The following is a 12,925-nucleotide window of genomic DNA, read 5'->3' as shown; positions in this document are numbered from 1 at the left end:
AGATGCTGGCAGTGGAGTCGGCCACGGTCCGGTTCGGCGGGCGGACCGCGCTCGACGCGGTCGACCTGGAGGTCGCGGACCACGAGATCGTCTGTGTGCTGGGGCCGAGCGGCAGCGGCAAGTCGACGTTGCTGCGGGCGGTCGCCGGACTGCAGCACCTGGACGGCGGGCGGGTCCTCGTCGACGGCGTCGACCAGGCCCCGCTGCCCGTGCACCGGCGCGGGCTGGGGCTGATGTTCCAGGACCACCAGTTGTTCCCGCACCGGGACGTCGGCGCCAACGTCGCCTTCGGGCTGCGGATGCACGGCGTCTCCCGCGCCGAGCGCGACCGCAGGGTCGGCCAGCTCCTCGACCTCGTGGGCCTGCCAGGGGCGGGCCGGCGGGCCGTCGCCGCCCTGTCCGGCGGTGAACAGCAGCGGGTGGCGCTGGCACGCGCGCTGGCCCCGCGCCCGAAGCTGCTGATGCTGGACGAACCGCTCGGCCAGCTGGACCGGAGTCTGCGCGAACGGCTCGTCGTCGAACTGCGCTCCCTCTTCGCCCGGCTGGGCACGACGGTGCTCGCCGTCACCCATGACCAGGGAGAGGCCTTCGCGCTGGCCGACCGGGTCGTCGTCATGCGGGACGGCCGCATCGCCCAGGCGGGCACCCCCCTGGAGGTCTGGCAGCGCCCCGCGTCGGCCTTCGTCGCCCGTTTCCTCGGCTTCGACAACGTGGTGGGGGCGACGGTGACGGGAACGGCCGCCGACACCCCCTGGGGCAAGGTGCCGGTACCCGAGGGCTCGCCCCAGGGGGAGCACGAGCTGCTCGTGCGGCCGGGCGGTGTGCGGCTCGGCGGCCCGAAGGACGGACTCCGCTGCACGGTGGGCGTCCGCACCTTCCGCGGCCACCACGTCGCCGTCACCCTCCACCCCGGCGACGGGCCTCCCCTGGAGGCGGAGTGCGCCCTGCGCGACACCCCGGAGGAGGGGACGGTCGTGGGCGTGACCTTCGACCCGGCCGAGACCGTGGTCCTGCCGCCGGCCTGAAGGAGGTCCCCGCGCGGGCCGCCACGGCCCGGGTGGCGCCCCCGCACGGAGCCGGTCCTCCGGACGAGGGCGCCGGAGAGGAACAGGGACATGGCCGGGTCACCCCGCGAGGGCATCGACACCACCCGCGTCATCGCGGGGCCGAGGGACCGGGTCACCTCCCGCTGAGCCCCCGGCCGGGTCAGCCCGTCAGCCGGGCGAGCGCCCCCGCCGCCTCCTCCACCGTGTCGACGAGCGCGATACGCGCCTCCATCGCCCGGTCCGCCGCGAGCGCCCGCAGCAGCGGCCAGGCGGGGAGCTTCTCCGTCCAGTGCGCGCGGTTCACCAGCACCATCGGGGTGGGCGCGGAACGCGACTCGTAGTAGTTCGGCGTCGCGTTGTCGAAGATCTCCTGGACGGTCCCGGCCGCTCCGGGCAGGAAGATCACACCGGCGGTCGAGCGGGCCAGCAGCCCGTCCTCGCGCACGGCGTTCGCGAAGTACTTGGCGATGTGGTCCGCGAAGGCGTTCGGCGGCTCGTGACCGTAGAACCAGGTGGGGATCGCGACCGAGGACCCGCCCTTCGGCCAGCGCTCCCGAACGGCGAAGGCAGCCGTCGCCCAGTCGGTGACCGACGGGCTGAACGAAGGTGCCGAAGCGAGGAGTTCGCAGGCCTTGAGCAGCATCGCGTCGGAGTGCGGGGCGGAGTACGCGCCCAGATTGGCGGCCTCCATCGCGCCGGGCCCGCCACCCGTGGCGACCGTCAGGCCGCTGCGGGCGAGCTCCCTGCCCAGCGTGGCCGCGCCGCGGTACTCCTCGGAACCCCGGGCCATCGCGTGGCCGCCCATCACGCCCACCACCCGGGCCCCCGCCAGGTGTTCGTCCAGCGCGTCGGACACCGCGTCGTCGTGCAGCGCCCGCAGCATCGATGCGAACACGTCGCCGTTCGCCTTGGTCAGCTGGAACCAGCCGTAGGCCCGTGCGTCCGGCGTCGCCGCGTAACCGCCCTCGGCCAGGCCCTCGTACAGGGCTTCGGGACTGTAGAGCAGACCGCGGTACGGGTCGAAGGGCAGACCGGGCACCGGGGGGAAGACGAAGGCCCCGTCCGCCCGTATCTTCGCGTCGGCGCGGGGCTCCATCCGGCAGCCGAGGAAGACGGCGCCCCGCGTCCCGGTCGTGAGCAGCGCCTCCGTCCGGGCCGTCAGATCGACGGACTGGACACGATGGTCCGCCAGGCTGCCGGCCGCCACGGCCAGGTCGAAGGCGGCGAGCGTCTCGATCTCGACGCCGGGTGCGTAGGTGTTCTCGTCCGGATTCTCCACGCCGCCATGCTACGGACCGGCCCCGGCGCCGGGTGTCACTCCGTCAGGGGGAGCGCGGCCAGCCAGGCGATCGCCCAGGTCAGCGGAGCGAAGACGGCCAGGAGCGTCACCGCGCGCAGGGCGGCGGCCGAGCGGAGCGCGGAGGCCGGGGCGCCCATCCGCAGCAAGGTCCTGGCCGTACGGACCCGCGCCTGCTTGGCCTCCAGGGCGGAGGTCAGCAGCGTCGCCGTGGTGCAGCCGAGGACGAGTACGGCGCCGAGCGCGGTGAGCGGGCCGAAGGGGCGCGGCTCACCGGAGTACAGCACGGATGCGGCGATCACCCCGGACAGCACCGCGCAGACGACGCCGAGCGGACGGCCGATCCTGGTCGCCTCGTCCATCAGGGCCCTGCCCGCGAGCAGCCGTACGGCCCCGGGGCGCACCGCCTGGAGCAGCCGCCCGCACAGATGGGTGAGGCCGGGACCGGCCATGGCCAGGCCGATCGCGGTGAGCACCCAGCCCGCGAGCACGGCCGCCGGGGTGGAGTCCAGCCGCCCGGGCAGCGGGAAGGGATTGCCGCCCGAGCCGCGGCTCGTGTAGGCCTCGACCGCGAGTCCGGCCGCGGTCAGCGCGACCCCCCAGGGGAGTCCCGTCGGCGCCGGGGCGGGCGTCAGGTCGTCCTCCGCCTCCTGGGCCTCGGACGGTGCGACCGGCCGGGAGCGCAGCGCCAGCCCGCCGGCGGCCGACGCGGCCAGCGGCACCAGGGCCAGCAGCGTGAGCGCGGCGCCGAGGGGCAGCGGGGTGCCGGCCCCCAGGAACTCCGCCGCGCCTCCGTCGAACGGCAGCCCGGTCAGGTCGCCGCGCAGATGGAGGAAGAACAGCAGCGCCACCACCGAGCCGAGCGTGGTGGACACCGCGGTCGAGATGGCCGCGAGCACGGCGAGCCGGTTGGGGCCCAGCCCGGCGGCGAAGAGGCCTGGCCGGGGCCGGGTGCTCGGGTCCGTGCGCGCGACCGCCACCGCGAACTGCACGGTCGCGGCCAGCGGGACGACACACCAGAGCAGCCTCAGCACGGAGCCGGAGGAGTGTGCCGGGTGCCCCGACGCGTATCCCAGGGTGCACAGGAGCAGGAAGCCGACCCCCGCGGACGCGGCGGCGAGGAGCAGCCGCCGCACCAGGACCAAGGGGTGCGAACCGCGGGTCAGACGGAGAGCGAGCACGCCGAGCGGCCTTCCGTATCGGACGCGGCGGGCAGGGAGACGGTGTTGACGCGGCGGCCGTCGAGCATCGAGATCACACGGTCCGCGAGGGAGGCGACTTCCGGGTCGTGGGTGGCGAGCACGACCGTGATGCCGTGGGAGCGTGCCGCCGTCGTCAGGGTCCGCAGGAGCTGGGCGCGCTCGGCGCTGTGGAGCGAGGCGGTCGGCTCGTCGGCGAAGATCACGGACGGGGAGGAGGCCAGCGCGCGCGCCACGGAGATCCGCTGCCGCTGAGACTGGAGGAGGGTGTGCGGCCTCTTCCTGGCGAGCGGGCCGATGTCCAGGCGCTCCAGCCACTCCGTGGCGGCCTTCTTCGCCACCCGGTGCGAGACCCCCCGCAGCAGCAGCGGCAGGGCGGCGTTCTCCCAGGTGTTGAGCTCCGGCACGAGCTGTGGTTCGGCGGCGATCCAGCCGAATCTGTCGCGGCGCAGCTGCTCGCGCAGCCGGGGGCCCATGGTGTGCACGGGCACGCTGTTGAACCAGACCTCACCCTGCTCGGGCACCAGCTGGCCGGAGAGGCAGTGCAGCAGCGTCGTCTTCCCGGACCCCCGAGGACCGGTCACGGCGAGGACCTCGCCGTCCCGGACGCCGAGCGAGACACCGCCGAGCCCCGGGGAGCCGTTGTGGGAGTGGTGCAGGGAACGTGCCCAGATCACGTCGTTGTCGGGCGGGGCCACCATGGCGTACACCTCGGTTCGGATCAGATCTCCCGTCCCCCGTACGGGGGAACGAATACAACGAGAAAAAGGCCGATCGGTCACTCGGCACGCTAGGCAGCCGGACCGGGGTGTCGGGACAGTACGCGGCCCGGATGCCCCCCTTCTCACTCGAACGGGTGCATCCGGGCCGTGTGGACCGTATGAAATGACTGCCGCGTGTATCGGTGGCGGCAGGTCGGTGTGCCGGTCAGAGCTTGGTCCAGGCCTCCGTCAGCACGCTCCGCAGGATGCCCTCGATCTCGTCGAAGGTGGACTGGTCGGAGATCAGCGGCGGCGCGAGCTGCACGACCGGGTCGCCCCGGTCGTCGGCCCGGCAGTAGAGGCCGTTCTCGTACAGCGCCTTGGAGAGGAAGCCGTACAGGACGCGCTCGGTCTCCTCGTCGGTGAAGGTCTCCTTGGTGGCCTTGTCCTTCACCAGCTCGATGCCGTAGAAGAAGCCGTTGCCGCGGACGTCGCCGACGATCGGCAGGTCGTGCAGCTTCTGGAGCGTCGTCAGGAAGGCGTTCTCGTTGTCCAGGACGTGCTGGTTGAGGCCCTCGCGCTCGAAGATGTCGAGGTTGGCGAGGCCGACCGCGGCGGAGACCGGGTGCCCGCCGAAGGTGTAGCCGTGCAGGAAGGTGTTGCCGCCCTGGTAGAACGGCTCGGCGATGCGGTCCGAGACGATGCAGGCGCCGATCGGGGAGTAGCCCGACGTCATGCCCTTGGCGCAGGTGATCATGTCCGGCACGTAGCCGAACTTGTCGCAGGCGAACATCGTGCCGAGGCGGCCGAAGGCGCAGATGACCTCGTCGGATACGAGCAGCACGTCGTACTGATCGCAGATCTCGCGCACGCGCTGGAAGTACCCGGGCGGCGGCGGGAAGCAGCCGCCGGCGTTCTGTACGGGCTCCAGGAAGACGGCGGCCACGGTGTCCGGGCCCTCGAACAGGATCTCCTGCTCGATCTGGTCGGCGGCCCAGCGGCCGAAGGCCTCCGGGTCGTCGCCGAACAGGGGCGCACGGTAGATGTTCGTGTTCGGCACCTTGTGGGCGCCGGGGACCAGCGGCTCGAACGGGGCCTTGAGCGCGGGCAGTCCGGTGATCGACAGGGCGCCCTGCGGGGTGCCGTGGTAGGCGACCGCGCGCGAGATGACCTTGTACTTGGTCGGCTTGCCCTTGAGCTTGAAGTACTGCTTGGCCAGCTTCCAGGCCGTCTCGACGGCCTCACCGCCGCCCGTGGTGAAGAAGACCTTGTTGAGGTCGCCCGGGGCGTAGTCCGCGAGCCGCTCGGCCAGTTCCACGGCCTTGGGGTGCGCGTAGGACCACACGGGGAAGAAGCCGAGCTCCTGCCCCTGCTTGTACGCCGTCTCGGCGAGCTCGTGACGGCCGTGCCCGGCGTTGACCACGAACAGGCCGGAGAGGCCGTCGAGGTAACGCTTGCCCTTGTCGTCGTAGATGTAGGTGCCCTCGCCACGCACGATGGTGGGAACGGGCGCGTTCTCGTAGTCCGACATGCGGGTGAAGTGCATCCACAGGTGGTCGTACGCGGTTCGGCTGAGGTCCTTGCTCACGGCTATCGGGTTCCCCACATATAGGTCTGCTTCTTGAGCTTGAGGTAGACGAAGCTCTCGGTGGAGCGCACGCCGGGAATGGCCCGGATGCGTTTGTTGATCGTCTCCAGCAGGTGGTCGTCGTCCTCGCAGACGATCTCCACCATGAGGTCGAAGGAGCCCGCGGTCATCACCACGTACTCGCACTCGGCCATGGCCGCCAGGGCCTCGGCCACGGGGTCGAGGTCGCCCTCGACGTTGATCCCGACCATCGCCTGGCGTCGCAGCCCTACGGTGAGCGGGTCCGTGACGGCGACGATCTGCATCACGCCCTGATCCAGCAGCTTCTGGACGCGCTGGCGTACGGCCGCCTCGGACAGGCCCACGGCCTTGCCGATCGCGGCGTACGGCCTGCGCCCGTCCTCCTGGAGCTGCTCGATGATTGCGAGGGACACGGCATCGACCGCTGGTGCCGATCCGTTCCCGGTCCTGGAGTCTGCGCTGCGACTGGCCACGCAGCCACTGTGCACTGCGAGTCGTCTGTCTGGCAAGCCCGAACCGATGAAATTCGTTGTTTGGGTCGCTGAAACTCACTGAATCCGAAGTTCTCGGCGGTTGGGTATGTCGAAAGCGTCACCCGACCGTCTAGGCTGGACATCTCACCCATCGGACAGTGACAGGAGGGGTGGTTGTGACCACCGAGGTGCGCCGTCTGCGCAACTACATCAACGGAGAGTTCCGGGACGCCGCGGACGGGCGGACCATCGACGTGGTCAACCCGGTGACCGAAGAGGTCTACGCGACCTCCCCGCTCTCCGGGCAGGCCGACGTCGACGCCGCCATGGAGGCCGCAGCCGCGGCCTTCCCCGCCTGGCGTGACGTGACTCCCGCCGAGCGCCAGAAGGCCCTGCTGAAGATCGCGGACGCCTTCGAGGAGCGTTCGGAGGACCTCGTCGCGGCCGAGTCGGAGAACACCGGCAAGCCGCTGGAGCTCACCCGTACCGAAGAGATCCCGCCGATGGTGGACCAGATCCGCTTCTTCGCGGGCGCCGCCCGGCTGCTCGAAGGCCGCTCGGCCGGCGAGTACATGGAGGGCCTCACCTCCATCGTCCGCCGCGAGCCGGTGGGCGTCTGCGCCCAGGTCGCGCCGTGGAACTACCCGATGATGATGGCCGTGTGGAAGTTCGCCCCGGCGCTCGCCGCGGGCAACACCGTCGTCATCAAGCCGTCCGACACCACCCCGGCGTCGACGGTGCTGATCGCCGAGATCATCGGGCAGATCCTGCCCAAGGGCGTCTTCAACGTCGTCTGCGGCGACCGGGAGACCGGCCGCGCGATGGTCGAGCACCCGACCCCGGCGATGGCATCCATCACCGGCTCCGTGCGGGCCGGCATGCAGGTCGCCGAGTCCGCCGCCAAGGACGTCAAGCGGGTCCACCTGGAGCTCGGCGGCAAGGCCCCCGTCGTCGTGTTCGAGGACACCGACATCGCCAAGGCCGTCGAGGGCATCTCCGTCGCGGGGTACTTCAACGCGGGCCAGGACTGTACGGCCGCGACCCGCGTCATGGTCCACGAATCCATCCACGACGAGTTCGTCACCGCGCTCGCCAAGGCGGCGGCAGACACGAAGACCGGCCTGCCGGACGACGAGGACGTGCTGTACGGCCCGCTCAACAACGCCAACCAGCTCGCGCAGGTCACGGGATTCATCGAGCGGCTCCCCGCGCACGCCAAGGTCGAGGCGGGCGGCCACCGGGTCGGCGAGAAGGGCTACTTCTACGCCCCGACCGTCGTCTCCGGTCTCCGCCAGGACGACGAGATCATCCAGCACGAGGTCTTCGGGCCCGTCATCACCGTCCAGTCCTTCACCGACGAGGCGCAGGCCGTGGAGTACGCCAACGGCGTGGAGTACGCCCTGGCCTCCTCGGTGTGGACCAAGGACCACGCGCGCGCGATGCGGATGTCCAAGAAGCTCGACTTCGGCTGTGTGTGGATCAACACCCACATCCCGCTCGTCGCCGAGATGCCGCACGGCGGGTTCAAGAAGTCCGGCTACGGCAAGGACCTCTCCGCGTACGGCTTCGAGGACTACACCCGGATCAAGCACGTCATGACGTCGCTCGACGGCTGACCCGCGCTGGACGATCGGTCCGCGTACGGCGATCGTCCACGTGAAGTGATCGATCCAGGCGCTGCGTTCGACCCGTGTGCGGTGCCGACGACGGCCCCGGGCTCAGCCCGGGGCCGTTCCTCGCACCCCGGTTTTTGAACGTGTTCATGGCGGGCGTACTCTGCCGCCATGAGCGAGCGAGCCCTCTTGCGGCGCATACGCGTGTGGTTGGTCGTCTTCATCGTCTGTCTGGTGCTCAGCGGCCTCACCGCCTTCCCGCTGGTCACCGAACTCCGCTGGGCCGAGGACCTGCTGAACTCCTCCGCCTCTCCCGTCCCCGAGCACCTCCCGGCCCTGACGGAGTGGATCGGCCGGGTACGGGCCGGCCTCGACGAGGCCGACGCGAACCATCCCTTCGTCCTCTACGGCACCGACTGGCTGGCCTTCGCCCACCTCGTCATCGCCGTCGCCTTCTACGGCCCCTACCGCGACCCGGTCCGCAACATCTGGGTGATCGAGTTCGGCATGATCGCCTGCGTGGGGATCATCCCGCTCGCCCTGATCTGCGGGCCGATCCGGGACATCCCCTTCTGGTGGACCGTGATCGACATGTCCTTCGGAGTGTTCGGGATCATCCCGCTGCTGGTGGTCCACCGCATGATCAAGCGACTGGAGGCGGCGACCGCGGGGGTGACCGCGGTGCCGGCGTGACGCTCAGCCCGCCGCCGGGGCCCCGAAGGCCGCCACCACGATGTCCATCGCCGTGGCGTTCAGGTCAGTTCTGGAAAGGTCCCGCAGCGCCCATGGTCTCGGCGCTCGGACTCCCCTCGTCAGGGTTTCCGGCCCACCGCGCCGAACTGGGCGACCTCGGGAATCCGCGCCGACGAGCCCGCCCGCCAGCGGGAGCAGGACACGATGCCCGGCTCCAGCACGGTCAGACCGTCGAGGAACGAGGCGAACTCCGACCGGCTGCGCGCGGTGATCGGCGGGGTGGCGTTCTTGTTCCAGAAGCGCATCGCCGCCTCGTTGCCCTCGCCGCCCAGCTCCAGCGTGGGATGGGTGAGCACCAGGTGGCTGCCGGAAGGCAGCGCGTCCATCAGCGTCCGCACGATGCTCCGCGCCTCGTCCGTGTCCAGCACGAAGTTGAGGATGCCGAGCATCATCACCGCGACCGGGCGCCGAAGGTCCAGAGTCCCGTCGGCGGCCCGCAGGATGCGCAGCGGGTCCCGGGCGTCCGCGTCGACGTACTCGGTCGCGCCCTCGGGCGAGCTGGTGAGCAGGGAGCGCGCGTGCGCCAGCACGATCGGGTCGTTGTCGACGTAGACGACGCGCGCGTCCGGGGCGGTGTGCTGGGCTACCTCATGGGTGTTGTCCGCACTCGGCAGCCCGGTGCCTATGTCCAGGAACTGGCCGATGCCCGCGTCACCGGCCAGATGGCGCACCACCCGCCCCAGGAACGCCCGGTCGGCACGCGCCACTTCGCCGATGCTCGGGTACATGCCGGTGACCCTGTCGCCGACCACGCGGTCCACGGGATAGTTGTCCTCGCCGCCCAGCCAGTAGTTCCAGACGCGGGCGTTGTGGGCGATGTCGGCACGGACACGGGCGGGTGCGGGGCGGGGGCCTGGCTCGGGCACGTCAGCTCCTGGGGTCACGGAGGGTACGGACCGCCCATGATGCCGGACCGATCAAGAGGCGCCGGACGGGGGCGACTTGGCCAGTTCCGCCTTGAGTGCGTCGATCCTGTTCGTGGTGATCGAGTCGACGCCGTACGCCAGCAGCCGGCGCATCGTGCGGCGGGTGTCGGCGGTCCAGGCGGAGACCAGCAGTCCGTCGGCGTGGTTGCGGGCGGTCAGCTCCCGGCTCAGCAGCCCGAAGCGGTAGTTGAGCCAGCGGGGACGCACCGCGTCGAGCAGGACGGCACGCGGCGGCGCGAGCGTCGTCCACGTCAGCGCGATCTCCGCGGACGGGTCCGCGGCGCGCACCCGCAGCATCGCCTCGGTGTTCGCGCAGTAGTAGACGCGGTCGGCCGCCCCGCTCTCCCGCACCATGCCGACGACCTCCCGCACCCCGGCCTCGGTGGCACCGGGCAGGTCGATCATGATCCGCCGGTCGCCGGCGGCGGACAGGGCCTCGCGCAGCGCCGGGACCCCACCGCCGGTCCGCTCCGCCAGCTCCCGGTGGCCGATGCGGTCGACGCGGACGTCATGGCCCCACAGGCGTTCCAGGGTCGCGTCGTGCAGCAGGACGGGCACCTTGTCACGGGTGACACGGACGTCGATCTCGACCGCGTCCGCCCCCCGTGCGACGGCGGACCTGATCGAGGGGAGCGTGTTCTCGCGGGCACGGTAAGGATCGCCGCGGTGGGCCACGGCGGTGACGTCGGTGATCATGGGGCCATTGTGACGCGAGGGCTCACCGGCCGGGGCCGCTCAGCCAGTTCGTGGTGTACGTGTCGATCTCGGCTGCCAGCGTCCGCTTTCCGGCAGGGTCGAGATAGGAGGCCTCCACCGCGTTCTTCGCCAGGGCCGCGAGGCCGATCTCGTCCAGGCCGAGCAGCCGGGCCGCCACCGCGTACTCGTTGTTGAGGTCGGTGCCGAACATCGGCGGGTCGTCGCTGTTGACGGTGACCAGCACACCCGCCGCGACCATCTCCTTGATCGGGTGCCGGTCCAGGTCGGTGACCGCGCGGGTGGCGATGTTCGACGTCGGGCAGACCTCCAGGGCGATGCGGTGCTCGGCGAGATGGGCCAGCAGCTTGGGGTCCTGCGTGGAACTGGTGCCGTGTCCGATGCGCTCGGCGCGCAGGGCGGTGAGGGCGTCCCAGACGGTCTGCGGGCCCGTGGTCTCCCCGGCGTGCGGGACGGAGTGCAGGCCCTCGGCGATCGCCCGGTCGAAGAACGGCTTGAACTGCGGGCGGTCCACGCCCACCTCGGGTCCGCCGAGACCGAAGGAGACCAGCCCCTCGGGCCTGAGGTCGACGGCGAGCCTGGTCGTCTCCTCGGCGGCCTCCAGGCCTGCCTCGCCGGGGATGTCGAAGCACCAGCGCAGTACGACACCGAGCTCGGTCTCGGCCGCCCTGCGGGCGTCCTCGATGGCCTCCATGAAGCCCTGCTCCGGGATGCCCCGCCGGGTCGAGCTGAAGGGGGTGACGGTCAGCTCCGCGTACCGGATGTTCTGCCGGGCCATGTCCCGTGCGACCTCGAAGGTCAGCAGCCGGACGTCCTCGGGGGTGCGGACCAGGTCCACCACCGAGAGGTAGACGTCGATGAAGTGCCCGAAGTCGGTGAAGGTGAAGAAGTCCGACAGTGCCTCGGGGTCGGTGGGGACCTTGGAGTCGGGGTGGTGGGCCGCGAGTTCGGCCACGATGCGCGGCGAGGCGGACCCCACGTGATGGACGTGGAGCTCGGCCTTGGGCAGCCCCGCGATGAAGGGGTGCAGATCGTTCATCGGATTCTCCCGGATCTCTGTTCTGGGCCGGGCGGACCGGCTGCACGGATCATCGTAGGCCGGGGTCCTGGGCCTGATGCCGGGCCGTAGCATGGCTGGACCACGATGGGGGAGGCCCATGTCAGACAACACACCGCAGCCCGGTGGCGAGGGCGCGCCGCGCGATCCGTGGGCACCGCCGGACAGCCGCGTCGATCTCGGCAAGCAGCCCGCTGACGCCGGACCGCCCGCCGTGCACAACCAGCCGACGGTCACATCCATGCCGAGCCCGGACCCGAGGGGCGGGCACATACCCGCACCGCCCGGAAGCTTCGGCCCGGCGGCCCCGCAGCCCGGTGTCCCCGCGCCGCCGATGGCGCCGAACGGACCGGGGCAAGCCGGCCAGTACGGCTACCCGGACCCTGCCGCCCCGCCGTCCGCGGCGTACGCCTACCCCTCTCCGGCGCCGCCGCCCTCGGGGGCGTACGGCTACCCGGGCTACCCCGGTTACGCGGGCCAGCAGGCCTGGGGCCCGGCGCCCTCGAACGGCCTCGGGGTCGCGGCGATGGTGCTCGGCATCATCGCCGTGGCCGGGTTCTGCATGTGGGGACTCGGCATCATCCTGGGCATCCTCGCCCTGATCTTCGGCGTCATCGGCCGCGGTCGCGCCAAGCGGGGCGAGGCGACCAACGGGGGAATGGCGCTCGCCGGGATCATCCTGGGGTCGATCGCGATCGCCGTCAGCGCGGTCTTCCTCGGATTCATGATCTGGGCCATCGCCAACGAGGACTCGGGCAGCGAGTACGACTACGAGTACGACGACCCCTACGCCACGTCGCTGGTGCTCGGCTCCTCCCGCTGACCCACGGCGGACCGGCGCGTGTGGCCGGTCCCGGGGCGCCCGCTCCCGGACCGGCCACAGCCCGTTTCACCCGGCGCGCAGCAGCGCGCGCGCCTCCATGAGCGCGAAGCCCAGCAGGTTCAGCCCTCGCCAGGAGGCCGGTGTCAGGGCGCGCGGATCGTCCTCGGCGAGCCCGATGCCCCATATCCGGTCCATCGGACTGGCCTCCACGAGCACCCGGTCGCCGGTTCCCAGCAGATACGCCAGCAGGGCCGGGTCCTGGCCGAACTTGTGGACGCTGCCCGCGACGACCAGGGCGAACCGCTCCCGCTCCCACACGGCGTCGTCGAAGCCCTTGACCAGCCGCCCGGCCTTCTTCGCCTCCGCCGGGCTGCGCGCCGCCAACGCCGCGGACTCCGCCTCCGCGTCGCCGAAGAGCCGTGCCTTGCCGGCCATCATCCAGTGCTCCGCCGTCGCATAGGTCACCGCGTCGACGGTGAAGGGCGCCGGCCACCACTGACTGAGGCAGCTCTTGCCGAGCACGTTGTCCGCGCGGGCCCGATGCCCCCAGAACGGCAGGTACTTCACACGCTCCCCGCCGGCCACCCGCGCCTCGAGGGCGTCACGGTGCACACAATCCCGTTCCATGGCAGCCGAGTCTGGCATCCGCCACTGACACCCAGTACAGGGATTTCCATGTGCACGAGACACATCGTCGACAGATTCCGTCGCGTA

General features: G+C 71.3%; 13 protein-coding genes. 4 read left to right on the top strand and 9 right to left on the bottom strand.

Features of this window, described 5'->3' with window-relative positions:
* Positions 1-2 precede the first annotated feature (2 nt).
* On the top strand, positions 3-1,025 hold the full coding sequence (locus ABZY45_RS33070; protein ID WP_356745961.1) for an ABC transporter ATP-binding protein: 1,023 nt from the start codon (positions 3-5) through the stop codon (positions 1,023-1,025).
* A gap of 181 nt (positions 1,026-1,206) precedes the next feature.
* On the opposite strand, the gene ABZY45_RS33065 is transcribed toward ABZY45_RS33070, so the two are convergent.
* The 5 genes from ABZY45_RS33065 to ABZY45_RS33045 all read right to left on the bottom strand — a co-directional run bounded on the left by ABZY45_RS33065 (position 1,207) and on the right by ABZY45_RS33045 (position 6,340).
* Positions 1,207-2,325 (bottom strand): Rossmann fold nucleotide-binding protein, encoded by a 1,119-nt coding sequence (locus ABZY45_RS33065; protein ID WP_356745960.1) that lies wholly within the window; start codon positions 2,323-2,325, stop codon positions 1,207-1,209.
* A gap of 35 nt (positions 2,326-2,360) precedes the next feature.
* Positions 2,361-3,524, bottom strand: coding sequence for a hypothetical protein (locus tag ABZY45_RS33060; protein WP_356745959.1), 1,164 nt, complete (start codon positions 3,522-3,524; stop codon positions 2,361-2,363).
* Positions 3,506-4,243: an ATP-binding cassette domain-containing protein gene (locus ABZY45_RS33055; RefSeq protein WP_356745958.1), complete on the bottom strand. Its 738-nt coding sequence runs from the start codon at positions 4,241-4,243 to the stop codon at positions 3,506-3,508. Before ABZY45_RS33055 ends, ABZY45_RS33060 begins: the two co-directional genes overlap by 19 nt.
* A 226-nt stretch (positions 4,244-4,469) precedes the next feature.
* Complete coding sequence (locus tag ABZY45_RS33050) at positions 4,470-5,849, bottom strand: aspartate aminotransferase family protein (RefSeq protein ID WP_356745957.1); 1,380 nt, start codon at positions 5,847-5,849, stop codon at positions 4,470-4,472.
* Entirely contained in the window at positions 5,834-6,340 is a 507-nt protein-coding gene (locus ABZY45_RS33045; protein WP_356746020.1) for an Lrp/AsnC family transcriptional regulator, read from the bottom strand. The genes ABZY45_RS33050 and ABZY45_RS33045 overlap by 16 nt, the downstream gene beginning before the upstream one ends.
* A gap of 161 nt (positions 6,341-6,501) precedes the next feature.
* On the opposite strand from ABZY45_RS33045, the gene ABZY45_RS33040 reads away from it, so the two are divergent.
* Together ABZY45_RS33040 and ABZY45_RS33035 are read left to right on the top strand one after the other, a co-directional pair.
* Positions 6,502-7,941, top strand: a complete 1,440-nt coding sequence (locus ABZY45_RS33040; RefSeq protein WP_356745956.1) for a gamma-aminobutyraldehyde dehydrogenase — start codon at positions 6,502-6,504, stop codon at positions 7,939-7,941.
* A 168-nt stretch (positions 7,942-8,109) separates the two neighbouring features.
* Positions 8,110-8,631 (top strand): hypothetical protein, encoded by a 522-nt coding sequence (locus ABZY45_RS33035; protein ID WP_356745955.1) that lies wholly within the window; start codon positions 8,110-8,112, stop codon positions 8,629-8,631.
* 119 nt (positions 8,632-8,750) lie between these two features.
* On the opposite strand, the gene ABZY45_RS33030 is transcribed toward ABZY45_RS33035, so the two are convergent.
* Genes ABZY45_RS33030 through ABZY45_RS33020 form a run of 3 tightly spaced genes read right to left on the bottom strand, consistent with a single transcriptional unit; the run spans position 8,751 to position 11,463 of the window.
* Positions 8,751-9,557 (bottom strand): SAM-dependent methyltransferase, encoded by an 807-nt coding sequence (locus ABZY45_RS33030; protein ID WP_356745954.1) that lies wholly within the window; start codon positions 9,555-9,557, stop codon positions 8,751-8,753.
* Between the two features lie 51 nt (positions 9,558-9,608).
* Positions 9,609-10,313 (bottom strand): glycerophosphodiester phosphodiesterase, encoded by a 705-nt coding sequence (locus ABZY45_RS33025; RefSeq protein ID WP_356745953.1) that lies wholly within the window; start codon positions 10,311-10,313, stop codon positions 9,609-9,611.
* A gap of 22 nt (positions 10,314-10,335) precedes the next feature.
* Positions 10,336-11,463 (bottom strand): adenosine deaminase, encoded by a 1,128-nt coding sequence (locus ABZY45_RS33020; RefSeq protein WP_356745952.1) that lies wholly within the window; start codon positions 11,461-11,463, stop codon positions 10,336-10,338.
* Between the two features lie 25 nt (positions 11,464-11,488).
* Between ABZY45_RS33020 and ABZY45_RS33015 the strand changes: the two genes are divergently transcribed.
* Positions 11,489-12,211 (top strand): DUF4190 domain-containing protein, encoded by a 723-nt coding sequence (locus tag ABZY45_RS33015; protein ID WP_356745951.1) that lies wholly within the window; start codon positions 11,489-11,491, stop codon positions 12,209-12,211.
* A 66-nt stretch (positions 12,212-12,277) separates the two neighbouring features.
* Here the strand turns inward: ABZY45_RS33015 and ABZY45_RS33010 are convergent, their stop codons facing one another.
* Positions 12,278-12,838: an NADAR family protein gene (locus ABZY45_RS33010; RefSeq protein WP_356745950.1), complete on the bottom strand. Its 561-nt coding sequence runs from the start codon at positions 12,836-12,838 to the stop codon at positions 12,278-12,280.
* Positions 12,839-12,925: the final 87 nt, after the last annotated feature.

It is taken from the genome of Streptomyces sp. NPDC006516 (assembly GCF_040611875.1).
In the GTDB taxonomy this organism is placed as follows: domain Bacteria; phylum Actinomycetota; class Actinomycetes; order Streptomycetales; family Streptomycetaceae; genus Streptomyces.
This window is presented reverse-complemented; position numbering and strand designations above follow the sequence as displayed.

Coding starts and splice junctions, on each gene's coding strand:
- ABZY45_RS33070 (WP_356745961.1), top strand. CDS start 3: ATGCTGGCAGTGGAGTCGGCCACGGTCCGGTTCGGCGGGCGGACCGCG.
- ABZY45_RS33055 (WP_356745958.1), bottom strand. CDS start 4,243: ATGGTGGCCCCGCCCGACAACGACGTGATCTGGGCACGTTCCCTGCAC.
- ABZY45_RS33035 (WP_356745955.1), top strand. CDS start 8,110: ATGAGCGAGCGAGCCCTCTTGCGGCGCATACGCGTGTGGTTGGTCGTC.
- ABZY45_RS33025 (WP_356745953.1), bottom strand. CDS start 10,313: ATGATCACCGACGTCACCGCCGTGGCCCACCGCGGCGATCCTTACCGT.
- ABZY45_RS33020 (WP_356745952.1), bottom strand. CDS start 11,463: ATGCTACGGCCCGGCATCAGGCCCAGGACCCCGGCCTACGATGATCCG.
- ABZY45_RS33015 (WP_356745951.1), top strand. CDS start 11,489: ATGTCAGACAACACACCGCAGCCCGGTGGCGAGGGCGCGCCGCGCGAT.
- ABZY45_RS33010 (WP_356745950.1), bottom strand. CDS start 12,838: ATGGAACGGGATTGTGTGCACCGTGACGCCCTCGAGGCGCGGGTGGCC.